Source organism: Pseudonocardia nematodicida, from assembly GCF_040105385.1.
Taxonomy (GTDB): Bacteria; Actinomycetota; Actinomycetes; order Mycobacteriales; family Pseudonocardiaceae; genus Pseudonocardia; species Pseudonocardia nematodicida.
Genome location: NZ_JBEDNQ010000003.1, coordinates 68,663 through 93,936 on the forward strand (window position 1 = coordinate 68,663; position 25,274 = coordinate 93,936).

Below are 25,274 nucleotides of genomic sequence, written 5' to 3' on the forward strand. Positions count from 1 at the left end.
GTTGACGACGACCGCCGAACCCACCACGACGAGCGAGATCGGCAAGGCCCGGGTCCGCAAGGAGGACCAGCGCCTCATCACCGGCCGCTCCCGCTACACCGACTCGATCACCCCGTCGGGCACCCTGCACATCGCCGTCGTCCGGTCCACATTGGCCAGGGCGACGATCAGCTCGATCGACAAGTCGGAGGCCGAGAAGGCCCCCGGCGTGCACGGCGTCTTCACGGCCGCAGACCTGGGCGCCGAGGAGATCGGGCTGCCCTGCGCCTGGCCGGTCACCCCGGACCAGAAGGCGCCGCAGCGGCCGGTCCTGGCCGTCGGCCGGGTCAACTTCTCCGGCGAGGGCGTCGCCGTCGTCGTCGCGCGTTCCGCCGCCGCGGCCCGGGACGCCGCCGAGCTCGTCGAGGTCGACTACGAGCCGCTGGACCCGGTGCTGGACATGGAGGCCGCCTCGAAGGAGGGCGCCGAGCTCGTCCACCCGGACCTGGGCACCAACGTGTCGGCGACCTGGGTCTTCGACTCCGGCGAGGCCGGCTCCGGCGGGAGCGTCGCCGACGCGATCAAGGCCGCGGAGGCCGACGACGACCAGATCGTCGTCCGCCGCCGGTTCCGCCAGCAGCGGCTGATCCCGGGCTTCATGGAGCCGCGCTCCTGCGTGGTCGACCCGACCGGTGAGCAGTTGACCATCTGGGCCGCCACCCAGGTGCCGCACATCCTGCGCACCATGACCACGGTGACCCTCGGGGTCCCGGAGTCCAAGCTGCGAGTGATCGCCCCGGACGTCGGCGGCGGCTTCGGGGGCAAGATCGGCGTGCTGCCCGAGGAGATGCTCTGCGTGCTGCTCGCGCAGAAGCTGAACCGGCCGGTGAAGTGGACCGAGACCCGCAGCGAGTGCATGCTCACCGCGCACCACGGCCGGGACCAGATCCAGGACCTGACCATCTCCGCCAAGAAGGACGGGACGATCACCGGGCTGGACGTCCACCTCCTGGCGGACATGGGGTCCTACCTCGGGCTCGTCGGGCCCGGCGTGCCGATCCTCGGCGCCTTCATGTTCAACGCGATCTACAAGATCCCGGCGTACAAGTTCACCTGCTCCAACGTCTTCACCAACAAGACGCTCACCGACGCCTACCGCGGCGCCGGGCGGCCGGAGGCCACCTTCGGCATCGAGCGGATGATGGACGAGCTCGCCGTCGAGCTCGGCCGCGACCCGATGGAGCTGCGCGAGCAGAACTGGATCGCGCACGACGAGTTCCCGTTCACCACGGTCGCGACGCTGACCTACGACTCCGGCAACTACGAGCAGGCCACGCAGCGCGCGATGGAGCTGATCGACTACGCCGGCCTGCGACGTGAGCAGGAGGAGCGCCGGCGCTCCGGCGACCCGGTCCAGCTGGGCATCGGCATCTCGACCTTCACCGAGATGTGCGGGCTCGCGCCGTCGCGGGTGCTCGGCTCGCTGGACTACGGCGCCGGCGGCTGGGAGGCCGCGAGCATCCGGATGCTCGCCACCGGCAAGGTCGAGGTCACCACAGGCGCCTCCGCACACGGCCAGGGCCACGAGACGGCGTTCTCCCAGATCGTCGCGGACAAGCTGGGCGTGCCGTTCGAGGACGTCGAGATCCTGCACGGCGACACCCAGGTCTCGCCCAAGGGGCTCGACACCTACGGCTCCCGCTCGCTGGTCGTCGGCGGCATCGCGATCGTCAACGCGGCCGACAAGGTGATCGAGAAGGCGAAGAAGATCGCCGCGCACCTGCTGGAGGCCTCCGAGGACGACCTGGAGTTCGCGAACGGCCAGTTCTCGGTCAAGGGCACCGACAAGGGCAAGGCCATCCAGGAGATCGCCTTCGCCACGTTCATGGCGCACGACTACCCGGAGGGCATGGAGCCCTCGCTGGACTCCGACGCCGTGTTCGACCCGGAGAACTTCTCCTTCCCGCACGGCACGCACCTGTGCGCGATGGAGGTGGACGCCGAGACCGGCCGGGTGAACCTGCGCAAGTACGTCTGCGTCGACGACATCGGAAACGTGATCAACCCGCTGATCGTCGAGGGGCAGGTGCACGGCGGTCTCGCCCAGGGCATCGCGCAGGCGCTGTACGAGGAGGCGAACTACGACGACCAGGGCACCCTGGTGAACGCCACGTTCGTCGACTACACGATCCCCTCGGCGGCCGACCTGCCCAGCTTCACCACCGAGACCGTCGCCACCCCGGCGACGACGAACGCGCTGGGCGTCAAGGGTGTCGGCGAGGCCGGGACGATCGCGTCGACCCCGGCCATCGTCAACGGCGTGCTGGACGCGATCCGGCACCTCGGCGTGACCGAGATCGAGATGCCCACCACCTCGCAGCGGGTCTGGAAGGCCCTGCAGGAGGCCAGGGGGCACAAGGCCCAGGAGACGCCGAGCGACACCCACTCGCCCGGCGCCGGTCTCGGCTCGATCGACCCGAACAACCCCCAGGGAGAGGTCCAGTGATCCCGGCCAAGTTCGACTACGTCCGGCCCGGTTCCGTCGACGAGGCCGTGCAGGCGCTGCAGCAGGGCGGCGAGGACGCCAAGATCCTCGCCGGCGGGCAGAGCCTCCTGCCGGTGCTGCGGCTGCGCATGGCCGCCCCGTCGGTCGTGATCGACCTCGGCGGCATCCCGGAGCTGCGCCGGATCGGCGAGGACGACCAGTACGTGATGGTCGGGGCGATGGCCACCCACCACGAGGTCATGCGCAACGACCTGGTCAAGGCCCACGTCGAGCTGATCGCCCAGGCCACCGAGACGGTCGCGGACCCGCAGGTCCGGCACCGCGGCACCCTCGGCGGCGCGCTCGCGCACGCGGACCCGGCCGGGGACCTCGGGGCCGCGGCCCTGGCCCTGGACGCCGAGTTCGTGATCCTGGGTTCCGGTGGCACCCGGCTGGTGCCCGCGGCGGAGTTCTTCCAGGACTACTTCACCACCGCGATCGGCGAGGGCGAGATCCTCACCATGGTGCGGTTCCCGAAGCGCTCCGGCTGGAAGACCCACTACGAGAAGTTCAACCGGGTCGCCCAGGCGTGGTCGATGGTCGCCGTCGCCGTCGCGCTCAAGGTGGACGGCGGGACGATCTCGGAGGCGCGCGTCGGCCTGACCAACATGGGCAACGTGCCGATCCGGGCGACCGGGGTCGAGCGGGCGCTCGTCGGGCAGCAGGCCGGGCCGGACGTCGCGAAGGCGGCGGCCGAACACGCCCTGGAAGGGACCTCGGCTCCGAGTGACGCAGACGCCGCATCCGACTACCGTGAGCACCTGGCGAAGGTGCTCACCGGTCGTGCGGTGCTGGCCGCGGCGGGCTGACACCGACCCGCACCACGCGGGAAGGGGCGCGGTGCCGGCGGACATGCGCCGGCACCGCGCCCTCGGCGTTTCCCGCGCCTGACGAGGAGGCTCGAGGACAGATGCAGCTGGAGAACAAGTTCACGATCGCGGCGCCGATCGAGGACGCCTGGAAGGCGCTCAACGATCCGGAGCTGATCGCGCCGTGCTTCCCGGGGGCGACGCTCACCGAGTACGAGGGTGACTCGTTCGAGGGGACCGTGAAGGTCAAGCTCGGTCCGATCTCACTGACCTACAAGGGCAAGGGCACCTACGTCGAGCGCGACGACGCGAACCACACGGTCGTCATCGACGCGTCCGGCCGCGACGCCCGCGGCAACGGCACCGCGAAGGCGAAGGTCACCGGTTCGATGGTCGCCGACGGCCCGGACAAGACCTCGGTCACGATGCTCACCGACATGACCGTCACCGGGCGTCCGGCGCAGTTCGGCCGCGGGGTCATCTCCGACGTCGCCGACAAGATCATCGGCCAGTTCTCGGGCTGCGTGGCGGAGAAGCTGACCGGCCCGGGGGCTGCGGCCAGCAACGGGTCCGGCCCGAAGCACGCGCTCGACGAGACGACGCCGATCCCGGCCGTGCCGCCGGCACCCGGCGAGCGCGCCGCGACCACCGCCCCGGCCCCGGCGGCCGCACCGGGCCGGCAGCAGAGCAGCCCGGTCGAGGCGATCGACCTGCTCGACTCCGCGGGCGCTCCCGTGCTCAAGCGGCTCGCCCCCGTGCTGGGTGGGCTCGGCCTGCTGGCCCTGATCTTCCTGGTCGTGCGGCGGGCCCGTGGCGGCGGGAAGGACGCGAAGAAGAAGTCCTGACCCGGATCGCGACGCGCGGGCCGGCCCGATCGGGCCGGCCCGCGTCGTCGTCCCCGGGGCTGCCGGGACGGCCGGCACGGGCGAGGATGGACCGGTGCACCCCGGTGAGCGCAACGACCTGACCGATGTGGCCGGACTCCGCGTCGGGCACGCCACGCTCACCGGCGCCGGCGCGCGCAGCGGGACCACCGTCGTCCTGGCGCCGCCCGGCGGAGCGGTGGCCGGGGTCGACGTCCGCGGGGCCGCGCCCGGTACCCGGGAGACCGACCTGCTCGCGCCCACCGCGACCGTCCAGCGGGTGCACGCCGTGACGCTGTCCGGCGGGAGCGCGTTCGGCCTCGACGCCGCGTCCGGGGTGATGGCCCGCCTCGAGCGCGACGGCGAGGGGTTCGCCGTGCCCGGCGCCGTCGTCCCGATCGTGCCCGCCGCGGTCGTGTTCGACCTGGGCCGGGGCGGCGACGTGACCGCGCGCCCGGACGCGACGACCGGGGCGGCCGCCTACGACGCGGCGACCGGCGGGCCGGTCGAGCAGGGCTCGGTCGGCGCCGGCACCGGTGCGGTGTCCGGCGGCCTGCGCGGCGGGATCGGGTCCGCCTCGGTCGTGCTGGAGACCGGGGCGACGGTCGCGGCCCTCGTCGTGCTCAACTCGGCCGGGTCCGCCGTCGACCTCCGCACCGGTGAGGTCCTCGGGGCCCGCTCCGGTCTGCCCGGCGAGTTTCCCGGCGGCCCGCCGTCCGACGCGGTGCGGGAGGCGGCCGCCGAGGCCTACGCCCGACATGTGAGTCCACTGGGGACGGCGACCACGCTGGTGGTCGTCGGCACCGACGCCGCGCTGGACAAGGTGGGCTGCTCCCGGCTGGCCACCATGGCGCACGACGGTCTGGCCCGCGCGATCTCGCCCGTGCACACGATCCGGGACGGCGACTGCGCGTTCGCCCTGGCCACCGGTACCGGGCCGGTCCCGGACGCCGCCGGGACGTATCTGCTGCAGGCGGCCGCGGCCGACGTCACGGCCCGGGCGGTCGCGCACGCGCTGCTCGCCGCGCAGCCGGCCCCGGACGTGCCGTCCTACGCCCGGCCGGCGGCGCGATGAGCGCCCCGAACCCGTGGCTGGGCCGGCCGCGCCCGCCGCGCCCGGAACCCGTCCCGGACCCGGACGCGCTGCGGGTGATCGGGCTGGGCCGCCGGACGGCGGTGGCGCGGGCGTTGAACGCCGCCGTGCGCGGGGTGGACGTGCGGGCCTTCGACCACGGCTGGACGGTCTCGTTCGTCAGCGGCTACATCACGCTGTGCCACGGCGTCGACGAGCTGCTCGACGCCGTCGCGGCCCCGGAGGACCGGGCGCTGCTGCGGGCGACGGTGCTCGCGGCCGCCGACGATCCGGCGCGGCGCCCGTAGCCCCGCACCCGTAGCCCCGCGCCCGGCCCGTCGGGGCGTCGTGCTCGGTCCCGGTCCTGCTCAGTCGTCGTGCTCGGTGTCGTGGTCGAGGATCGCGCCGGTGGCGGCGTCGATCTCGAGGTCGTGCTCGACCGGGCCGTTCCGGACCTCGATCTCCCAGTGGTCGCGGTCGTCGTCGTCCGCACGCTCGAACTCGATCTCGGTGACCCGGCCGCCGCCGGCCGCGTCCAGGGCGATCCGCTCGGCGCGGGCCCGGTCGACCGTGGGTCCCGCCGGGGCGGCGGGGGCCGGCGCGGCAGCGGCCCCGGTGTGGTCGGACCCGGTGTCGTCGGAACCGGCGTCGGTGACCGCCGGCAGCTCCGGCGGGACCAGCTGCGCCGGGTCGTCGCCGGCGCTCGGGCCGGCCTGGGCGGACGCGACCGTGACCGGGCCGTGCGGGACCTCCGGCGATCCGGGGCCACCCGCCCCGACCGCCAGTGCGGTGCCCCCGCCGACGAGCAGCAGGCCGGTCGCGGCGACGGCGGCGACGGTGAGCGGGGTGCGGATCATGTGAGTCTCCTCCGGGTGCGGGCGGGCGCTGCCGCCCGGTGTCGGGAGGAACCCTCGCCCGGCGTGCCCCAAGGCCGCGCTGCGTGATCCCTAAGGCCGCGTTAGGAGTCGCGGCGGCCGCCGTACAGTCGTCCGGGTGTCGACGACCCCGGTGATCGCTGCCGGAGCCGGCGTGCGCGCGCCGTCCCACCGGCAGGACGAGGGGGTGGCGCGCCGGCTCAAGGCGCTGGCCTGCACCGCCCCGCTGCACGACCTCGACGCCCGCAAGGGCCGGCTGGAGTGGGACGCCGCCGCCTACCAGATGGCCGAGATCGGGCTGCAGGCGATCGACCAGGTCACACTGGCCATGGACTTCGACCACGGCGCCGACCACGACGAGGTCGTCCGCAGGCTGTTGCCCTTCGTCGCGGCCCAGGTGCCCGGCGCCGGCCGCGACGAGCACGCCCGCGTCGCCCACTGGGTGATCGACAACCTGATCAACGTGGGCAGCATCGACCGCGGGTTCGCCGTCGAGTACGGCGCCTACGACGCCGGGGGCCGCTACATCCGGCGCCGGTTCGACTTCAAGCTGCTGGTCGAGGTGGCCGCGCACGACGGCCGGGTGTACCTGCGGGCCTCCGACGAGGCGATCAACGTGCTGGTCGGGGCGCTGGACACCGACGTCGAGTCGGCCCAGGAGGCGGCCGAGACCAAGCTGGAGAACCTGATCGTCCGCGGCCGGCTCGGGGATGCCCGGCTCGCCGCCGAGCAGGCCCGCTACCGCACCGTGCAGTACGCCGAGTCGCTGCGCCACAAGCTGGAGGCCACCCGGCGCGACGTCCGCTCGGTGGACTGGCTGGAGTCCGTCCCGCAGCTGCTGAACGAGGCGCTGACCCACATCGAGGCCCGCTACCGCGCCGAGACCGTGATCAAGGCGAACATCGCCGACGCCCGCGACGAGGCCACCGAGCCCGAGCGCCGCCGCCAGGCCGCGGAACTGGTCGAGGTGGTCGACGACTGCATCCAGCGGCACACCCAGCTGCAGACCCGGCTGCAGGAGGCCGGAGCGGCGTTCCGCGCCGAGCAGGACCGCCAGCAGTTCTCCGGGCGGCCGAAGCGGGCGTCGGTCGACGTGTTCGGGCAGCTGCTGCGGCCCGCGCTCGCGCTGTCGGTGGAGACCGCCGGCGACCCGGTGACCGCCTGGTTCGCGGCCGGGACCGGGGTGGGGAACCCGCTGGTCCCCGGCCTGGGCGGGCTCGTCGAGACCCTGCTGACCCCGCCCACGGACCGGGACCCGTTCGGGACCGAGGTACCCGAGCCGGAGCTCGCGCCGCAGCCGCGGGAGCGGTTCGACGAGCGGGCCTGGGCCGTCGCGGACGCAGCGCTGCCGAACGTGACGGCCCAGGCCCGCGCGCCGATCCGGCTGTCCGAGGCGCTGGCGCGGGTCCGGGAGGCCGCCGGGGACCCTGGTGCGCGCCACGACGAGCACTGCGCGGTGCGGCCGGACGCCCCGCGCGCCGCGGACCCGGTCGCACTGCGCGCTGCGCAGCTGGTCGCCCTGCGTGCGGTCCACTCGGTCGGGACGGCGATCGGGACCGCGCGGACCCAGGGGGACCCGTCGGTGCTCGTCGCGGTCGACGACGGCACCGTGTTGCACGATCCCGAGTTCGGCGGGGCGGACCTGCTGCTCGCCGTCGCCGACGTGGAGGGGGAACCGCGGTGAGCCAGGTCGAAGCCGCCGCCCGGCTGGTCTCGTTCGGGATGCGCCCCAAGGCCCTGCCGGGACGCGACCCCGACTACGCCGAGCTGGTCCGGCGCTACCGGGAGGACGACGAGTTCGCCGACACCGTGCAGCGCGTCGCGTCCGGGCTGGGTGTGGTCGTGCTGGCCGTGGACGCCGCGCCCGGCATCGTGCTGGCCGCGACCGAGGGCTCGGTCTTCGAGATCCGGATGGACTCCTACGCCCGGCGGACCGCGCTGACCAACCGGGGCGCGGACAAGGTGCTGCACGGCATCGCGCACCTCGCGGTCGCCGCGCTGGCCTTCCCGCGGCCCGACGACCTGGGTGACGACTCCTACGTCGGCCGCGTCTCGGTCGAGCTCGTCGACGGCGCGGTCCGCGAGGCGTGCCGGGTGCTGAACGAGCGGGCCGAGGGCCCCGCCGACCCGGAGTCCGACGCCCCACAGCTCGAGGAGGTCTGGCGGGTCTGGCTGCGCCGGCCGGAGGCGACCGCGACCAAGGACGGCCGGGCGGGTGAGTCCACCACCCGCGGCATCGTCGGGAAGGCACTGCGGTTCCTCGCCGACCAGGGCTTCCTGGTCCCGGTGGGCGCCGAGGGCGCCTACCGGACGACGCCGCGGTACCAGGTCCAGGTCCGCGAGCTGGCCGCGCAACGGGCCTTCGACGAGCTGCTGTCGCTGAACGTGCTCCCGGCCGCGACGGCGAGCGGGACCCTGGTGACCGAGCCGGGCGAGTCGTTCGACGGTGCCCCCGCCGACGCCGGGATCGTCGAGGGCGTGTCCGACGGGATCGCTCACCAGGCGAGCGGTTCCGCGGAACGCGAGCTGCCCGACGACGTTCCGCCGGACACCGCTCACCCGGTGAGTGATGTCCCGGAGCAGGGGGCCTCGGACGTGACGGGTCCGGAGGACCACGATGTATGAGCTGACCCGTGCCCGGCTGTTCTCGGTCGGCCCGACCGCCGCGCGCTACCAGGACGTCACGCTCGACCTGCGCGGCATCGGCCGCCCGATCAAGGTGCGGTGCAGGAGGACCTGTTCGCCGCGGACGCGACCGACCGCTCCACGCCGCGGCGGCCGTCGCCGGCGTCGGTGCTGTTCCTGGAGAACGGCGGCGGCAAGTCCGTCCTGCTCAAGCTGATCTTCTCGGTGCTGCTGCCCGGCCGCCGCCAGGTCGTCGGCACCACCAGCACGACGGTCCTGGAGAACTTCGTGCTGGCCGAGGACGTCGCGCACGTCGTCTGCGAGTGGATGCACGTCGGCACCGGGCGGCTGCTGGTGACCGGGAAGGTCTCCGAGTGGCGCGGGCACGTCGCCTCCTCCGACCCGGAGAAGCTGGCCGACGCCTGGTACGCGTTCCGGCCGGTGCCCGGGCTCGGGATGGACGACCTGCCCTTCACCCACGACCGGCGCCGGGTGACGCTGTCGTCGTTCAAGGAGCGGCTGCACACCGCGCACCGCGACCACCCGGACGCCGAGCTGGCCTGGGAGACCGGGCACCGGGACTGGACCCGGCACCTCGTCGACGTCGGGCTGGACCCGGAGCTGTTCCGCTACCAGCGGGCGATGAACGCCGGTGAGGGCGAGGCGGCGGAGGCGTTCTCGTTCGCCAGCGACGAGGCGTTCGTCGACTTCCTGTTGCGTGCGGTGCTCGACCCGGGCGAGCCGCAGAACGTCGCCGAGCTCGTCGCCGGCTACGCGGACCGGCTCGCCCAGCGCGAGGAGCTGGAGTCCGAGCGCGAGTTCGTCGACGGGACGCTCGGGCTGCTGGAACCGATGGTCACCGCCGAGCAGACCGCCACCACCGCCCGCGCCGCGGAGACCGGAGCGCGGGACGCGCTGCGCACCACGGCGGCCGCGATCGCGGCCCGCCGCAGCGCCGAGAGCACCCGGTCGGAGACGACGCGATCCGCGGTCACCGACGCCGTCACCGCCGAGCAGGAGGTGGCCCGCGTCGCGGAACGGTTGCAGGGCACCGTCGGCGAGCTGCGCCGGCGCACCGCGGGGCTCGCCGTCGAGTCGGCGACGGCCGTCGCCGACACCGCCACCCGGGAGCGCGACGAGGCCGCGGTCACCTCGGCCGCGCGGGACGCGGTCGAGCCGGTGCTCGCCCACCGCGTCGCCGCCGCCGAGGCGGCCCGGCTGCGCGGCCGGGTCGACGAGACCGAGCAGAAGGCACGTCCGGCGCTGCAGGCCCGGCAGGACGCGGCCCGCGCGCTGTCCGCGGCCCTGCAGCGGACCGCCGCCGAGGCCGACGAGGCGGCGGCCGCCGCGGAGGAGACCCGCGCCGGGGCCGAGGAGCGCGCCGCCGACGCCCGCCGCGCGCAGCTCGACCACGCCGCGGACGCCGCCCGCGCCGAGAGCGCGGTGTCCCAGGCGCGCGACGCTCTGGCGGATCTCGACCGGCGGGTCGAGGCCGCGGTCACCGCCGGCCACCTGAAGGAGGGCTCCGGGGCGTCCGACGTCGAGCACGAGGCCCCCGCCGCCCGGCAGGCCGCCGAGGCGACCGCGACCGCGCTGGCCGACGCGGACACCGCCGCCGCCGGGATCCGGGACGAGCGCCGCGCCGCCGAGACCCGCCGGACCGCGGCCCAGGACGCGGCGGCCGGAGCCCGCGCGGCCGCGACGACCGCCGAGACGGCCCGCGCCGCGGCCACCGCCGAGGGCGAGGAGCTGGCCGCCGAAGCCCGGCCCGCGGAGCTGCTCGGCGTCGAGACCGTCCGGCCGGACGCCGACGCCGCGCTGATCGTCGACACGCTCACCGCCGCGATCCGGGCGGCCGAGCGGGAACGGACCGGGCTGCTCGGCGACCAGCGCCGCGACGAGCGCGCGCTGCACGCCCTCGGCGACGGCGGCCTGCTCCCCGACCCGTCCGAGATCGAGGACGTGCTGGCGGTGCTGGAGAAGGCGGGGATCACCGCCTGGTCCGGGCGCCGCTACCTGGCGATGCTCCCGGCCGCCGACCGACCGGCGGTGCTGGAGCGGCTGCCGCACCTGGCGGGTGGGGTGCTGCTCAACGACCCGTCCGACGCGCCGCGCGCGCGCACCGAGCTCGACGAGGCCCGCTTGCTGCCGGCCTGCCTGGTCGCCGTCGGGTCGACCGCGGCACTGGATGCGGCCGCGCCCGCCGCGCCGGGGATCGAGCTCGTCGTGCCGCCGAACCCGGCGCTGCACGACGAGGACGCCGCCGAGCAGGTCCGGGTCCGGCTGGTCGCCGAGACCGCCGAGCGGGCCGCCCGGATCGCGGCGCTGGAGGCGGGGGCCGACACCGACCGGCGGCTGCGCGACCGGTTCGCGGCGCTGCGCGACCGCCGTCCCACCCTGGACGAGCTCACCGAGGCGGCCACGGCCGCGGTCCGGGAGCGCGACGAGGCGGTGCGCGGGTACGAGGCCGCCGTCGCCGAGGTCGCCGGGCTCGACGAGCGCGCCGACCGGCTCACCACCGACCGGCCCGGCCTGGAGCGGACCGCCGCCGACACCCGTCGCCGTGCCGAGGCGCTCGAGGCGCTCCGCGAGGAGCTCGCCCGGCGCCCCGGCCTGGAGGAGCGGGAGCGGACCGGCACCGCCGACGCCGTCCGGCTGCGATCCGAGGCCGACGCCGCCGGGGCCACGGCCGAGCAGGCCGCCCGGGAGGCCGGGGCCGCGCAGCAGACCCGCGACCGGCAGCGGAACATCGCCGTGACCGTCCGCGACGAGGCCGCCGCGCTGCCGCTCGAGTCCGAGCCGGACGCGTCGGAGGCGCCGGACACCCCGCTGGCCGAGCTGCGCGAGGAGTTCCAGCGCGCCCGCGACGCCTACGCCTCGGCCGCCGCCGACACCGATCTGCGCGCCGCCCTGGACCGCGCGGAGGCCGACGCCAAGGAGAAGCGGGTCTCGGTCGACGGGCTGCCCCGCTCGGTCGTCGAGGCGGCGACCGCGTTCCTGCACACCCCCGACGGCGCGGACGCCGCGAGCCGCCGGGCCGCCGCCGAGCAGGCCCGCGAGGCCTACGACCAGGCCGAGGAACGACGGCAGAAGGCCAACACCGAGGTCGAGGTGCTGCGCCGCGAGCTGGCCGCGCTCCCGGCCGGGGAGCACGGCGTGGAGCCGTACGACGAGCCCCGCGACGCCGAGCACGGCCGCGAGCTCGTCGCCCGGGCGTCCGCGGACCTGGACGCCGCCGGTGCCGCGCTGGAGCGGGCCCGGAAGACGCGGAACACGGCCGAGGAGACCTACCGCGAGGCCGCCGAGCTGGCGCGCGGCTTCGGACACGTCGTCGACGGCCTGGAGGAGACTCCCGAGCCGGGAGGCCTGCCGTTCGACGGGGACGTCGACGCCGCCGTCGCCGCACTGAAGCGGCACCAGGCCGGCGTGCGGGAGGCCGCCGGCGAGCGCGGGCGCGCCGAGCGGAAGGTGCAGACCACCGTCGACGCCGTCGCCCGGTTCGCCCAGGACCCGCGCTTCGCGTCGCTGTCCTCGCCGGTGCACCGGCACATCGGCGGGGTCGACCGCGCCGACATGCCCGGCCTCGCGCGTGAGTGGATCACGGCGCTGCGGCCGCGCCTGCGCTCGCTGGACGACGACCTGGGCAACATCGAGCGGCACCGCTCGGGCATCGTCACCCGGCTGGCCGGGATGGTCGGCGAGGCGCTGCGCACGGTGCGGCTGGCGCAGAAGCTCTCCCAGCTCCCGGACGGCCTCGGCGACTGGTCCGGCCAGCAGTTCCTCCGGATCCGGTTCGAGGAGCTCGACGACGCCGCGCTGCGCCACGAGCTGGGCACGGTCGTCGACCGGACCGCCGAGCTCGCCGCGTCCGGCCGGGCCCGGGACCGCCGCGACGGCATGTCGATGCTGCTGCGTGGGGTGCGGGTGGCGATGCCGAAGGGCGTCAAGGTCGAGATGCTCAAGCCGGACGCGGTGCTGCGCACCGAGCGGCTCCGGGTCTCCGCGATCAAGGACGTGTTCTCCGGCGGCCAGCAGCTGACCGCGGCGATCGTCCTGTACTGCACGATGGCGGCGCTGCGCGCGCACCAGCGCGGGCACGGCCGCCGGGCGCACGCCGGCGTGCTGTTCCTGGACAACCCGATCGGCCGCGCGTCGGCCGGGTACCTGCTGGAGCTGCAGTTCGGGGTGGCGCAGGCGCTCGGGGTGCAGCTCGTCTACACCACCGGCCTGTTCGACGCCGGCGCGCTGTCCGGGTTCCCGCTGCTCGTGCGGCTGCGCAACGACGCCGACCTGCGGGCCGGGCGGAAGTACCTCTCGGTCGACGAGCGGGTGACGAACTCCGTCCCGGACGCCGACGCGGCGGGTGGGCGGATCAGCGCGACGCGGGTCTACCGGCGTCCGGAGGCCGGGACGGCTCCGGCAGATGCCGGCGCACCGGACGCTCCCGTGGCGGGTGCCGGGATGCCGACGGCAGATGCCGGTGGACCCGCCCCGGCGGGACCGGACGCCGCCGTTCTGCCGGACACCGCCGGAGCGGATACGGGTGCCGGGACGACGGCCGGCCCCGCGGCCGATCCCGATCTCTCCGTCGCTGCGACGGCGCCGCTACCGGATCCCGGTGCCCCGGTCGGCGGCGTGGTTGCCGAACCCGGCGCCTCCACGGGGGGCCCCACCGACGGTGCCGGTCCCCGGGAGACCGCGGATGCCGGGGGAAGCCCCGAGGCGTCCACTGCGGATGGTGGTGGGCCGGAGCGCGGCGCGTGAACGCCGCTTCGGGGACCGAGGAGCTCGCCGAGCGGCTGCGCGCCACCGGCCGGACCCGCATCGACCGGGCCGGGCTGTGGCGGGCCTTCGCCGAGGCCGTGCCGTCCGCGGCCGGATCGGTCGACGCCCGGCGGATGCTCGCCGACGCGATCGGCGAGCTGGCCGGCGCGGGCGTGCTCACGCCGTCCCGCGCGACCGACGAGGGACGCCCGCCGCTCCCGCGCTCGGTGAAGCTCGTCCGGGCCGCTCCGGAGCCCACACCCCGCACCGGTGAACCCTGGCATCCGGAGCTGGCGGCCGCGGACGCGATGCGCGCCCCGTCGGCCGTCGTGCGCCTGGTCAACCGGTGGCTGTTCACGGGCGGGACCCGCGCGGAGGCCGTGCCGCTGAGAGAGCGCGCGCTGGAGATCACCGGCGACGAGAAGGCGTTCGACGCCGGCCTGCCTGTCCCGCTCACCCTGGAGATCCTGCGGGCCGAGCGGGTGACGCTGCCGCTGCACCGCGAGCACCTGCCCGGCGGTGGCCCGGTGCTGCTGGTGGTGGAGAACGCCGACACGTTCGCCTCCGTGCGGACGTTCCTCCGCCGCGAGCCCGGCCCGGTCGGGTCGGTGGCGTGGGGCGCCGGAAACGGGTTCACCTCGTCGGTGCTGTCGCTGCGCGAGGACCCGCCCGCGGCGATCCGCTACTTCGGGGATCTCGACGCCGCCGGGCTGCGGATCCCGGCCCGCACCTCGGCCCTGGCCGAGCAGGCGGGCCTACCGCCGGTGCATCCGGCGACCGGGCTGTACCGGTCGCTGCTGGAGCACGGCCACCCCGCGTCCGCCGGCACCGGGGGTGTCCCCGCCGAACTGGACTGGCTCGACCCCGGGCTGCGCGGGCCGGTGCGCGAGCTGTTCGCCGACGGGCAGCGGATGGCGCAGGAGGCGGTCGGGCGGCGGGTGCTCGGCGCCGGGAACGCGTGGCGCGAGGGTCTCGGGCCCGCCTGACCGGCGGAGATCCTTCTCCCCGGAACGTCGGTCGCACCGGACCGGCGCGCAGGTTCCGAGGAGAAGGATCTCCACGGTAGGGGTCGCACCAGCCGGATCAGTCGTCGTCGCGGTCGATGTCGTGGTCGAGGATCTCGCCGGTGGCGGCGTCGACGTCGACGTCGTGCTCGACCGGCCCGTCGTGGATCTCGATCTCCCAGTGGTCGCGGTCGTAGCGGTCGTCGTCGTCGTCGCGGTCGGCCTCGTCGAACTCGGCGTCGGTGACCCGGCCGGCGCCCACGAGCTCGAGCGCGATCCGCTCGGCACCGGCGCGGTCGACGGCCGGCGGCTCGGGCACCGGCTGTGCGTCCGCGGCGGCGGTGGTGGGGACCACGGACACGGTCTCCGGCTCGCCCGCGCCGAGGGCGACGGCGGTGCCCCCACCGACGAGCAGCAGGCCGGTGGCGGCGACGGCGGCGATGGTGAGCGGGGTACGCATTGTGGATCTTCCTCCGGGTCGTTCTCGCTGTCCGGGGGGTTGTCCCGGTGACGAGGAGAACGATGCCGCTGCGCACACCAAGGGCGCGCTGCATGATCCCTAAAGCGACCTTAGGGATCGGACGACCGCCGGGACGCCGTCCTTCGGCTGCATCGCCAGGAAGCCCGTCAGGCGCACCGGCGCCGGGACCGGGTCGAGCTCGGTGCGGACGACCAGCCGGGCCAGCAGCACCGTCAGCTCGGCGACGGCGAGCTGCGCGCCCAGGCAGCGGTGCGGGCCGCCGCCGAACGGGATGAAGGCGCCCGGCTCGGGCCGGCGGTACAGCGGGCCGTCGGGGTCCCAGCGGTCGGGCAGGAACGTCGTCGCCCGGTCCCACACCGCCGGGTCGCGGTGCGTGACGAGCGGGCTGAACAGCAGCGTCGTGCCCGGGTCGATGTCGTGGCCGTGCAGGCGGAAACCGTGCTGCACGTAGCGTCCGCTGATCGACGCCGGCGGGTAGAGCCGCAGCGTCTCCTGCACGACACGGTCCAGGAACGCCAGCCGGGGCAGGTCCTCGGCGGTGGGCGGGGCGTCCCCGCACACCCCGGTGACCTCGGCACGGATCCGCTCGGTGATCGCCGGCGCGCGCAGCAGCGTCATGCAGGCCCAGGCCATCGCGGCGGCCGTCGTCTCGTAGGCGGCGACGACCAGGCTGACGACCTGGTCGAAGACCTCGGCCTCGGTGAGCTCCGCACCGTCGACCGGGGCGGCGAACCGCGACAGCAGGTCGTCCCGCGGCGGGCCTCCCACCTCCGAGGACCGGCGGGCGAGCTCGGCGCGGACCAGGTCGTCGACCTGCGCCCGCCCGGCCAGCGCGGCGCGCAGCCGGCGGCCGCCCACGGCGCGCTGGAATTGCTGGGTGACCGCGTCGCAGTCGACGAAGCTCAGCAGCGGGGCCAGCATGTCGCCGATCCGGTCGGCGTCACCGGCCAGGTCCGGTCCGAACAGGACCTCGATGGTGGCCCGGCGGATCGTCCTGCGGAACTCCTGGTGCAGGTCGACCCGCTCGCCGGGCCGCCAGCCGTCGATGACACGGTCGGCGTTGCGGGTGAAGGCGGGGACGTAGCCCTCGATCCCGCGACGGGTGAACCCGGACGCGGCGACCCGACGGCGACGCCGGTGCGCCTCGCCGTCGCTGAGCAGCAGTGCCGTCTCGCCGCTGAGCGGGGCGACGGTCTCGAAGACCTCCCAGTTGCTGAACAGCTCGTCGTGGCCGAACAGGAACGCGTTCGCCTCCGGCCCGAACACCGCGACGATCCGCCCCGGCCCCATCCCGAACTCCACGACGGGGCCGTACGCCTCCCGCAGCGCCAGCAGTGTCCGGTGTGGACGGGCGGTGAAACCCACGGTGTGGCGGAGCGTGTCGACGGGGCCTCGTGGTCCGGGAAGCTGTCCCACGTCGCGAGGGTAACCGCGCACCGTACGCGGACGGAACCGTGATCGTCAGGGCGGCGGGGCGGCGAGCTCGAGCTCGACCTGCAGGCCGCCCCCGGGCGGCGAGCCCAGGGTCAGCGTCCCGCCGGCGGAGTCCGCCGTGCGTCGCGCGATGTCCAGGCCGAGCCCGGTCGAGCCGCCGCCCGACACCCCGCGCGAGGTGGGGTCGGCACCCGGCGGCAGGCCGGGCCCCCGGTCGGCGACGACCAGCCGTGCGCCGCCGGCGGACCGGGGCGCCAGCCAGACGCCGAACGGGGTGCCGTCCGGGGTGTGCGCGAACACGTTGCCCAGCAACGCGTCCACACAGGCCTCCAGGTCGCCGGGAGAGCAGGCCACCGGCAGCGGCCCCGGCGCGAGTTCCAGGGTCACCGACCGGTCGGTGTCCTCGGCGAGGACCGCCCAGAACTCCACCCGTTCCCGGACGACGGCGGCGGCGTCGGCCGCGCGACCCTCCCCGCCGCGACGTCGCGCCTGCTCGATCGCACCCGTCACCGCCCGCTGCACGCCGTCCACACCGGACGAGATGCGGGCCGACTCGTCGGGGTCGCGCAGGGCCTCGGCGTCGAGCCGCAGCGCGGTCAGCGGGGTGCGGACCCGGTGGGCGAGGTCGGCGACGTTCTCCCGCTCCTCGCGCAGCAGTTCCGAGATCCGGCCGGCGAGCCCGTTCAGCGCGCGGGCGACGACCCCGAGCTCGGCCGGCGCGGACGCGTCGGCGCGGGCGGCGAGGTCGCCGCGGGCCAGCTGCTCGGAGACCCCGGAGAGATCCGTGGTCGCGTCGACCAGCGACCGGGCCAGCCGGTCGGCGAGCAGCAGGCCGCCGGCGAGCAGCACGATCGACAGCCCGCCCAGCAGCAGCCAGGACCGGGTGACGCCACGGGTCAGCTCGGCGTCCGGGACGAAGACCCGGATGACGCTGTTGCCCGCCGCCGCGCCCTGCACCGAGAACACCATCTCGCGGCCCCCGGGCGCCTCGGTGGAGGCGCTCACCCCCCGCAGCCCCAGTTCGACCAGGCTGCTGCGCGGTGCGGGGGCGCCGAGCACCGTCCCGTCGGCCAGGACCACCGAGACGTCGCCGGAGTTGCGGTCGTCCGCCAGCTCGACGGTCGGCTGCATCGTGGACCGGTCGGCCGTGGCGACCAGCGGGGTCAGCGACTGCGCCTGCGCGGTGGCGGTGGACAGCGCGGTGTCCACCGCGACCGTCCGGATGAGCACGGCCAGCGGGATCGCGAACGCCACGAGCACCAGCAGCACCGTCGCCGCGACCAGCGCGAGGATCCGACGCCTCATCAGGCGCCGCCGGGAGCGTTCTCGGGCGGCGAGAGCCGGACCCCGACCCCGCGCACCGAGTGCAGGTACCGGGCGTTCTGCGCGGTCTCGCCGAGCTTGCGGCGCAGCCACGACAGGTGCACGTCGACGGTCTTGTCCGCCCCGCCGTAGGGCTGCTGCCAGACCTCGGTGACCAGCTCCCGCTTGCTGACGACCTGGTCCGCGCGGGCGGCCAGGTAGTGCAGCAGGTCGAACTCGCGCGGGGTCAGCTCCAGGGTCGCCCCGTCCAGCACGGCGCGGCGGCCGCGCGGGTCGACCGACAGCCCGCCGACGACGACCGTCGGGTCCGGCTCGTCGTCCGAGCTGCGGCGCAGCACGGCCCGGATCCGGGCGTCGAGCTGGGCCGCGGCGAACGGCTTGACCAGGTAGTCGTCCGCACCCGCGTCGAGCACGGCCACGATCTCGTTCTCGTCGTCCCGGGCGGTCGCGACGATCACCGGGACCGTGCTCGCACCGCGGAGCATCCGCAGCATCGTGGTGCCGTCCATGTCCGGCAGGCCGAGGTCGAGCACGACCAGGTCCGGGCGGTTGCCGACGGCGGCCTCCAGCCCGGCCATCGCGGTCGGTGCGGAGTCGACGGCGTGCCCGCGCTCGCCGAGTCCGCGGATCAGCGCGCCGCGGATGGCGGGGTCGTCCTCGATGATCAGGATCTGGGCCACGAGAGGAGAACCTAGCCGCCGGAGACGCCGGCTCGTGCGGGCCCAAGGGTGGCTTGAGCGACCTTTAGGGCCGCGTTAACCCGGGTGGCGGGCATGCTGTGCGGCGTGAACCGACCGACCACGCGTACCACCCGGATCGGGCTCGTCGCCGGGCTGTGGCTGGCCGCCGCCGTCGGGGCGCTGCTACTCGGACTGACCGCGGTCGGCTCGATCGGCTCGGGCCTGTCCGGGGGCGACCCGGTCCAGCCGCTGGCCGCCGAGCAGGTCGAGGCCCAGCTCGCCCAGCGCGGTGGCCCGGTGACCGAGGCCCCGCCGCCCCCGCCCGCGCCCGCGGCGCCCGCCGCGCCGCAGGAGGCGCCGCCGACCGTCGTCCCGGCGGGGCAGGCCGGGAGCATCCTCGCCCGCTGCGAGGGGGACACCCCGAGGGTGGTGTCGGTGAACCCGGCGCAGGGCTTCGAGCGGGAGGACGACGACGACCTCGGCCCGAACCAGATCGAGTTCGACGGGGACGACATCGACATCCTGGTCACGCTGAACTGCGCGAACGGCGTTCCCTCCGGTGAGGTCCACACCAAGATCGACGACTGACCGCCACCCGCCGCCGGCCCGGTCCGCGATCGAGATCGGAGAACGCGCGCCCGATCGGACGCGCGTTCTCCGAAGACGATCGCGTTCTCGCTCGGGTCTCGGCGCCGGCGAGGGGTTCAGCCGCCGGCGAAGGGTTCAGCCGCCGGCGAAGGGGGGGAGGACGTCCAGGGTGGACGCGCCGTCGAGCGTGGCGGAGCGGTCGCGTACCGCGACCTCGTCGAGCAGGAAGCTGCAGCGGTCGAGCACTCGTCCCAGCTCCGGGCCGTGCGCGGTCCGGAGCGCATCGACGGCGTCGGCGACGGTGGCGTCCCCGGCCAGCTCGACGGCCTCCTCCCCGGTTCCGGCGGCCGCCTTGGCGGCGGCGAAGTAGCGGACGGTCAGCGTCCGGGTCGCCAGCGAGCTGGTCATGGGGTGGCTCATCCTCCGATCGCGCTCATCGGGCGCGCGGGCTGCAGGAAACCGGGATCGTCGATGCCGTGGCCGGCCTTCTTGCCCCACATGGCGTCGCGCCACACGTCGGCGATCTCGGTGTCGGTGGCGCCGCCGCGGACCAGGGCCCGCAGGTCGGTCTCGCCGGTGGCGAACAGGCAGGTGCGGACCTGGCCGTCGGCGGTGAGCCGGGTGCGGTCGCAGGCACCGCAGAACGGCCGGGTCACCGACCCGATCACCCCGACGGTGGCCGGCCCGCCGGCAGCGCCGATGCTCGTTCCGGCAAGCCTTCTCTCGACCACGAACTTCTCGGCCGGCGCCCCGCCCCGGTCCTCGTCGGACGCGGTGAGCACGAACCGCTCCTCGAGCCGGGCCAGGATCTCGTCGGCGGTGATCATCTCGGAGCGTCGCCAGCCGTGCTGGGCGTCCAGCGGCATCTGCTCGATGAACCGCAGCTCGTAGCCGTGCGCCAGGGCGAAGTCGAGCAGGTCGGCGGCCTCGTCGTCGTTCACCCCGCGCAGCAGCACCGTGTTGATCTTCACCGGCGACAGCCCCGCGTCCCGGGCGGCGGCCAGGCCGTCGAGGACGTCCGACAGGCGGTCCCGGCGGGTGATCTCGGCGAACCGCTCGGGCCGCAGGGTGTCCAGCGAGACGTTGAGCCGGTTCACCCCGGCCGCGGCGAGCGCCTCGGCCCGGCGGGCCAGCCCGATGCCGTTGGTGGTCAGCGACATGTCCGGGCGCGGGCGCAGGGCGGCGGCGGTCGACAGGACGCCCTCCAGGCCCTTGCGCAGCAGCGGCTCGCCGCCGGTGAACCGGAGCTCGTCGATGCCGAGCTCGCGCACGGCGACCGCGATGAGCCGGTTCAGCTCGTCGTCGGTGAGCTGCTCGTCGCGCGGCATCCAGTCCAGGCCCTCGGCCGGCATGCAGTAGGTGCAGCGCAGGTTGCAGCGGTCGGTGAGCGAGATCCGCAGGTCGGTGGCGACGCGCCCGAACCCGTCGACCAGGCGCGGGTCGTCGGGGCGCGCCGGGTCCCGCGACGGGCCGCCGCGCAGGGTCGGCAGGCCGAGCTCGGTCGTCATGGACCCGAGGCTAACCGCACCGGCGACCGCCCGCCCAGGCGGATCTCCGCAGCTCAGTGGCATGATCCGCACCCGCGGAGAGGTGTGGGTCACCGTGGCGCAGATGCGGAACTAGTCACAGTGCAACTAGTCCGAACGGTGAGCCTTCAGCTCCTGGCGGGCCACCGAGCGGATGTGCACCTCGTCCGGACCGTCGGCGAACCGCAGCGCGCGGGCCCAGGCGTAGAAGTAGGCCAGCGGGGTGTCGTCGCTCATCGCGGCCCCGCCGTGCACCTGCATCGCGCGGTCGATCACCGCGCAGGCCATCCGGGGCACCACGACCTTGATCGCGGCGATCTCGGACGCGGCCCCGCGCGAGCCGTGCGTGTCGATCAGCCACGCCGTCTTCAGGGTCAGCAGCCGGGCCTGCTCGATCTCCATCCGGGACAGCGCGATCTGCTCGCGCACGACGCCCTGGTCGGCCAGCGGCCCGCCGAACGCCACCCGGGACTGCGCCCGCTCCACCATCATCGACAGCGCCCGCTCGGCCATGCCGATCAGCCGCATGCAGTGGTGGATCCGGCCCGGGCCCAGCCGCGCCTGGGCGATGGCGAACCCGCCGCCCTCCTCGCCCAGCAGGTTGGTCGCCGGGACCCGCACGCCGTCGAACGCGATCTCGGAGTGTCCGTGCTGGTCCTGGTAGCCGAACGTCGGGAGGTGCCGGACGACCTTCATCCCGGGGGCGTCCCGCGGGACGAGGATCATCGACTGCTGCCGGTGGGAGGGGGCGTCGGGATCGGTCTTGCCCATCACGATGAAGACCCGGCAGCGCTCGTCGGCGGTCCCGGAGATCCACCACTTGCGGCCGTCGATCACGTAGTCGTCGCCGTCCCGGCGGATCCGGGTCTCGATGTTGGTCGCGTCCGACGACGCCACGGCCGGCTCGGTCATCGCGAACGCGGACCGGATCTCACCGTCGAGCAGCGGGTCGAGCCACTGCTGCTTCTGCTCGGGCGTGCCGAACAGGTGCAGGGTCTCCATGTTCCCGGTGTCCGGTGCCTGGCAGTTGATCGCCTCCGGGGCGATGACCGGCGACCACCCGGACACCTCGGCGACGGCGGCGTAGTCGACGTTCGTCAGGCCCGAGACCGCGGGGAGGAACAGGTTCCACAGACCCCGCTCACGGGCCTCGGCCTTGAGTCTCTCCACCACCGGCGGCAGGTCCCACTCCTGCGGGGTGCCACGGCGCGCCGCCCGGAAGGCGTCGTACTCCGCCTCGGCGGGCAGGACCCGCTCGTCGAGGAAGGCGCGCATGCGGGTCGTGTAGTCCGTCGCCACGGCACTGGGTGCGAAGTCCACGTCTCCGATCAGACCACACCGGTGTTCGCGACGGTGGATCGCGAGCGAACCGATCTGCGGGGCATCCGCCGTGACATCTCCGCAGTCGCGATCATAGGATCCCCCGCGTGCCGCACTTCAGGATTTCGGAGGCCGCCCGCCTCCTCGGTGTCAGCGACGACACGGTCCGCCGGTGGGTGGACGCGGGGACGCTGCCGGTGCAGCCCGACGCGTCCAACCGCAAGGTGATCGACGGCGTGGCGCTGGCCGAGTTCGCCCGCGAGCACGCCACCGCGGTGCCGGACCCGTCGGTCGTCCAGCGCTCAGCCCGCAACCGGCTGGTCGGGCTGGTGACCTCGGTCATCACCGACAAGGTGATGGCCCAGGTGGAGATGCAGTGCGGGCCGCACCGGGTGGTCTCGCTGATGAGCAGCGAGGCGGTGCGCGACCTGGGCCTGGAGCCGGGGTCGCTGGCGGTAGCCGTGATCAAGTCGACGAACGTCGTGGTCGAGACCCCCGGAGGTCACCTGTGAACACCCGATCCGCGTACCGCGCCGCAGGCGCCGTGGTCTCGGCGGCGGCCCTCGGGCTGCTCGCCGCCTGCGGCGGAGGGGGCGGCGACGCCGGCGGCGAGGCCGGGCAGGGCGACCAGGCCCAGGCGGGCGGCCCGCTGACCGTCTTCGCCGCGGCCTCGCTGACCGGCACGTTCGAGGAGCTCGAGCGGGAGTTCGAGGCCGCCAACCCGGGCACCGACGTCACGTTCAACTTCGCCGGGTCCTCCACGCTCGCCCAGCAGATCACCCAGGGCGCCCCGGCCGACGTGTTCGCCTCGGCCGACCAGTCCAACATGGACAAGGTCACCGAGCCGGAGCTGACCGAGGGCGAGCCGACGCTGTTCGCGACGAACACGCTGCAGATCGCCGTCGCCCCGCAGAACCCGAAGGACGTCACCTCGCTGGAGACGCTGACCCAGCCGGACCTGCGGACCGTGATCTGTGCCCCGCAGGTGCCGTGCGGTGCGGCCACCGAGCGCGTCGAGCAGGCGGCCGGCGTCGACATCCCGGCGGTGTCCGAGGAGCAGGACGTCAAGGCGGTGCTGCAGAAGGTGCAGACCGGCAACGCCGACGCCGGGCTCGTCTACAAGACCGACGTCGCCGCGTCCGGCGGGCAGGTCGAGGGCGTCGACTTCCCGCAGGCTTCCGAGGCGGTCAACGACTACCCGATCGCCGTGCTGAAGAGCACCCGGAACGCCGAGCTCGCGCAGCGCTGGGTCGAGTTCGTGACCGGTGACGAGGGCAAGCGGGTCCTCGAGGCGGCGGGCTTCGGCTCGCCGTGACGGCGGCTCCGGTGACGGCAGCACCATGACGGCGGCACGGACCGGCCTCGGCGACCTCGAGGAGGCACCCGGACCGGGACGGCGGCGCGAGCGGGCCGCCGACCGGCACGGCACCGGGGTCGGTCTGCCCGCCTGGATGTGGTTCCCGGCCGCGCTCGGCTTCCTGCTGATCGCGCTGCCGGTGTTCGGTCTGCTGTGGGAGGCCGACTGGGCGGAGATGCCGTCGCTGCTGACCAGCCCGGCGGCGCTGTCGGCGCTGCGGCTGTCGCTGCTCACCGCCGCCGTGTCGACGACGCTGTGCCTGCTGTTCGGCGGCCCGCTGGCCGTCGTGCTCGCCCGCGGCCGGATCAACCGGTTCCCCGGGCTCATGCGGGCGATCCGCTCGATCGTGCTGCTGCCGCTGGTGCTGCCCCCGGTCGTCGGCGGGCTCGCGCTGCTGTTCCTGCTGGGCGCGCGGGGCCTGGTCGGGCAGGGCCTGAACACCGCGTTCGGCATCTTCATCCCGTTCACGACGATCGCGGTGATCCTGGCCCAGACCTTCGTCGCGATGCCGTTCCTGATCGTCGCGCTGGAGGGCGCCCTGCGGACCGCGGGCGAGCGCTACGAGGCGACCGCCGCGACGCTCGGCGCCTCCCCGGCGCTGGCCTTCCGCCGGGTGACGGTCCCGCTGGTGCTGCCCGGGCTGGCGTCCGGGCTCGTACTGGCGTTCGCCCGCTGCATGGGCGAGTTCGGCGCGACGATCGCCTTCGCCGGCAGCCTGGAGGGCACCACCCGGACCCTCCCGCTGCTGGTCTACCTGCAGGGTGAGACCGACATCGCCGGGGCGGTCGCGCTGTCGCTGCTGCTGGTCGTGGTGTCGCTGATCGTGATCGTGGTCGGGCGGCCGCGCGGTACGGACGGTCAGCGGTGAGCCCGGGGGAGGCCGGGGCCGGAGGGGTCGAGCTCACCGCGCGGCTGGACCGGGACGGGTTCGCCCTCGACCTGGAGCTGTCGGTCGGCGGGGGCGAGGTCGTCGCCGTCCTCGGGCCGAACGGGGCCGGCAAGTCGACGCTGCTCGGCATTCTCTCCGGCCTGCTCCGGCCGGACCGCGGCTCGCTGACCGTCGGCGGGCGCACCCTGCTGGACACCGCGACCGGCGCGTTCGTGCCGGCGCACCGGCGCGGGGTCGGCCTGCTCGCGCAGGAGCCGCTGCTGTTCCCGCACCTGTCCGCGCAGGCGAACGTCGAGTTCGGGCCCCGCGCCCAGGGGACGCCGCGCCGGGAGGCGCAGGAGCGCGCCCGCCGGCTGCTCGACGACGTCGGCGTGGGCGCGCTCGCCGCCCGCCGGCCGTCCCAGCTGTCCGGCGGCCAGCAGCAACGGGTCGCGCTGGCCCGCGCCCTGTCCCCGCGCCCCGGCCTGCTGCTGCTGGACGAGCCGCTCGCCGCGCTGGACGTCGACGCCACCCCGGCGATGCGGACCCTGCTGCGCCGGGTGATCGCCGACTCCAAGCAGACCGCGCTGCTGGTCACCCACGACGCGCTGGACGCGCTGGTGCTCGCCGACCGCGTCGTCGTGCTGGATCGGGGCCGGATCGTCGAGCAGGGCCCCGCCCGCGACGTGCTCGCCCGCCCGCGCAGCGCGTTCTCGGCCCGGATCGCCGGGCTCGACCTGGTCCCCGGCGTCGCCGACGGGGCCGGGGTGCGCACCGCGGACGGCGTCGAGCTGCAGGGGAAGGCCGTCGAGGTGACCGACGGCGAGCCGGCCGTGGCGGTGTTCCCGCCGTCGGCGGTGTCCGTGCACACCGTCCGGCCCGAGGGCAGCCCGCGCAACGTCTTCCCGGTCCGGATCGCCGCCCTGGAACCGCGCGGGGACACGGTCCGGCTGCGCGCGGGCGTCGCCGGGGCCGGCCCGGCCTGGACCGACGGCCTGGCGGCCGACGTGACCCCGGCCGCGGTCGCGGAGCTGGGCGTCGAACCCGGTCAGGACGTGTGGTTCGCGGTGAAGGCGACCGAGGTCGCCGTGCACGGCCGGCAGCCCTGAGCCCGCCGTCACGGCGCTGCCCGGTCCGGCACGATCATCGAGTCGATCTCCG

21 protein-coding genes and 1 pseudogene are annotated in these 25,274 nt (G+C 75.1%); 14 read left to right on the forward strand and 8 right to left on the reverse strand.

The window, feature by feature from the left end:
• Position 1 precedes the first annotated feature (1 nt).
• The 5 genes from WIS52_RS07650 (at position 2) to WIS52_RS07670 (ending at position 5,576) form a co-directional block, all read left to right on the forward strand.
• Positions 2–2,485, forward strand: a complete 2,484-nt coding sequence (locus tag WIS52_RS07650; protein ID WP_349297437.1) for a xanthine dehydrogenase family protein molybdopterin-binding subunit — start codon at positions 2–4, stop codon at positions 2,483–2,485.
• Positions 2,482–3,333: an FAD binding domain-containing protein gene (locus WIS52_RS07655; protein ID WP_349297438.1), complete on the forward strand. Its 852-nt coding sequence runs from the start codon at positions 2,482–2,484 to the stop codon at positions 3,331–3,333. The genes WIS52_RS07650 and WIS52_RS07655 overlap by 4 nt, the downstream gene beginning before the upstream one ends.
• A gap of 101 nt (positions 3,334–3,434) precedes the next feature.
• Complete coding sequence (locus WIS52_RS07660; protein WP_349297439.1) at positions 3,435–4,178, forward strand: SRPBCC family protein; 744 nt, start codon at positions 3,435–3,437, stop codon at positions 4,176–4,178.
• Between the two features lie 94 nt (positions 4,179–4,272).
• Positions 4,273–5,271 (forward strand): P1 family peptidase, encoded by a 999-nt coding sequence (locus tag WIS52_RS07665; protein ID WP_349297440.1) that lies wholly within the window; start codon positions 4,273–4,275, stop codon positions 5,269–5,271.
• Positions 5,268–5,576, forward strand: a complete 309-nt coding sequence (locus tag WIS52_RS07670; protein ID WP_349297441.1) for a hypothetical protein — start codon at positions 5,268–5,270, stop codon at positions 5,574–5,576. The genes WIS52_RS07665 and WIS52_RS07670 overlap by 4 nt, the downstream gene beginning before the upstream one ends.
• 60 nt (positions 5,577–5,636) lie before the next feature.
• Here WIS52_RS07670 and WIS52_RS07675 read toward each other — a convergent pair whose 3' ends face one another.
• Complete coding sequence (locus tag WIS52_RS07675; protein WP_349297442.1) at positions 5,637–6,125, reverse strand: PepSY domain-containing protein; 489 nt, start codon at positions 6,123–6,125, stop codon at positions 5,637–5,639.
• Between the two features lie 136 nt (positions 6,126–6,261).
• On the opposite strand from WIS52_RS07675, the gene WIS52_RS07680 reads away from it, so the two are divergent.
• The 4 genes and pseudogenes from WIS52_RS07680 (at position 6,262) to WIS52_RS07695 (ending at position 14,518) form a co-directional block, all read left to right on the forward strand.
• Positions 6,262–7,827: a hypothetical protein gene (locus WIS52_RS07680; protein WP_349297443.1), complete on the forward strand. Its 1,566-nt coding sequence runs from the start codon at positions 6,262–6,264 to the stop codon at positions 7,825–7,827.
• Between the two features lie 38 nt (positions 7,828–7,865).
• Positions 7,866–8,561: pseudogene (locus WIS52_RS07685) on the forward strand (hypothetical protein); the annotation flags it as partial.
• Positions 8,562–8,867: 306 nt separating this feature from the next.
• The gene (locus tag WIS52_RS07690) at positions 8,868–13,532 is read left to right on the forward strand and encodes a hypothetical protein (protein ID WP_349297444.1); all 4,665 of its coding nucleotides are present in this window, start codon (positions 8,868–8,870) and stop codon (positions 13,530–13,532) included.
• Positions 13,529–14,518 (forward strand): hypothetical protein, encoded by a 990-nt coding sequence (locus WIS52_RS07695; protein ID WP_349297445.1) that lies wholly within the window; start codon positions 13,529–13,531, stop codon positions 14,516–14,518. Before WIS52_RS07690 ends, WIS52_RS07695 begins: the two co-directional genes overlap by 4 nt.
• 97 nt (positions 14,519–14,615) lie before the next feature.
• Here the strand turns inward: WIS52_RS07695 and WIS52_RS07700 are convergent, their stop codons facing one another.
• The 4 genes from WIS52_RS07700 to WIS52_RS07715 all read right to left on the reverse strand — a co-directional run bounded on the left by WIS52_RS07700 (position 14,616) and on the right by WIS52_RS07715 (position 18,454).
• Entirely contained in the window at positions 14,616–14,996 is a 381-nt protein-coding gene (locus tag WIS52_RS07700) for a PepSY domain-containing protein (protein ID WP_349297446.1), read from the reverse strand.
• A 99-nt stretch (positions 14,997–15,095) separates the two neighbouring features.
• A complete protein-coding gene (locus WIS52_RS07705; RefSeq protein ID WP_349297447.1) occupies positions 15,096–16,382 on the reverse strand; it encodes a cytochrome P450 in 1,287 nt (428 codons plus the stop codon).
• Between the two features lie 96 nt (positions 16,383–16,478).
• Positions 16,479–17,756: a HAMP domain-containing sensor histidine kinase gene (locus WIS52_RS07710; RefSeq protein ID WP_349297448.1), complete on the reverse strand. Its 1,278-nt coding sequence runs from the start codon at positions 17,754–17,756 to the stop codon at positions 16,479–16,481.
• Positions 17,756–18,454, reverse strand: a complete 699-nt coding sequence (locus tag WIS52_RS07715) for a response regulator transcription factor (RefSeq protein ID WP_349297449.1) — start codon at positions 18,452–18,454, stop codon at positions 17,756–17,758. Before WIS52_RS07715 ends, WIS52_RS07710 begins: the two co-directional genes overlap by 1 nt.
• A gap of 105 nt (positions 18,455–18,559) precedes the next feature.
• Between WIS52_RS07715 and WIS52_RS07720 the strand changes: the two genes are divergently transcribed.
• The gene (locus tag WIS52_RS07720) at positions 18,560–19,042 is read left to right on the forward strand and encodes a hypothetical protein (protein ID WP_349297450.1); all 483 of its coding nucleotides are present in this window, start codon (positions 18,560–18,562) and stop codon (positions 19,040–19,042) included.
• 135 nt (positions 19,043–19,177) lie between these two features.
• Here the strand turns inward: WIS52_RS07720 and WIS52_RS07725 are convergent, their stop codons facing one another.
• The 3 genes from WIS52_RS07725 to WIS52_RS07735 all read right to left on the reverse strand — a co-directional run bounded on the left by WIS52_RS07725 (position 19,178) and on the right by WIS52_RS07735 (position 21,888).
• A complete protein-coding gene (locus WIS52_RS07725) occupies positions 19,178–19,450 on the reverse strand; it encodes a MoaD/ThiS family protein (RefSeq protein ID WP_349297451.1) in 273 nt (90 codons plus the stop codon).
• Positions 19,451–19,458: 8 nt separating this feature from the next.
• Positions 19,459–20,550, reverse strand: a complete 1,092-nt coding sequence (moaA, locus tag WIS52_RS07730) for a GTP 3',8-cyclase MoaA (RefSeq protein ID WP_349297452.1) — start codon at positions 20,548–20,550, stop codon at positions 19,459–19,461.
• A 126-nt stretch (positions 20,551–20,676) separates the two neighbouring features.
• The gene (locus tag WIS52_RS07735; protein WP_349297453.1) at positions 20,677–21,888 is read right to left on the reverse strand and encodes an acyl-CoA dehydrogenase family protein; all 1,212 of its coding nucleotides are present in this window, start codon (positions 21,886–21,888) and stop codon (positions 20,677–20,679) included.
• Positions 21,889–21,995: 107 nt separating this feature from the next.
• On the opposite strand from WIS52_RS07735, the gene WIS52_RS07740 reads away from it, so the two are divergent.
• Genes WIS52_RS07740 through WIS52_RS07755 form a run of 4 tightly spaced genes read left to right on the forward strand, consistent with a single transcriptional unit; the run spans position 21,996 to position 25,222 of the window.
• A complete protein-coding gene (locus WIS52_RS07740) occupies positions 21,996–22,400 on the forward strand; it encodes a TOBE domain-containing protein (protein WP_349297454.1) in 405 nt (134 codons plus the stop codon).
• Positions 22,397–23,203, forward strand: a complete 807-nt coding sequence (modA, locus tag WIS52_RS07745; RefSeq protein WP_349297455.1) for a molybdate ABC transporter substrate-binding protein — start codon at positions 22,397–22,399, stop codon at positions 23,201–23,203. Before WIS52_RS07740 ends, modA begins: the two co-directional genes overlap by 4 nt.
• A 25-nt stretch (positions 23,204–23,228) precedes the next feature.
• Positions 23,229–24,113: an ABC transporter permease gene (locus WIS52_RS07750; RefSeq protein WP_379612337.1), complete on the forward strand. Its 885-nt coding sequence runs from the start codon at positions 23,229–23,231 to the stop codon at positions 24,111–24,113.
• Complete coding sequence (locus WIS52_RS07755; RefSeq protein ID WP_379612336.1) at positions 24,110–25,222, forward strand: sulfate/molybdate ABC transporter ATP-binding protein; 1,113 nt, start codon at positions 24,110–24,112, stop codon at positions 25,220–25,222. Before WIS52_RS07750 ends, WIS52_RS07755 begins: the two co-directional genes overlap by 4 nt.
• Positions 25,223–25,274 lie beyond the last annotated feature (52 nt).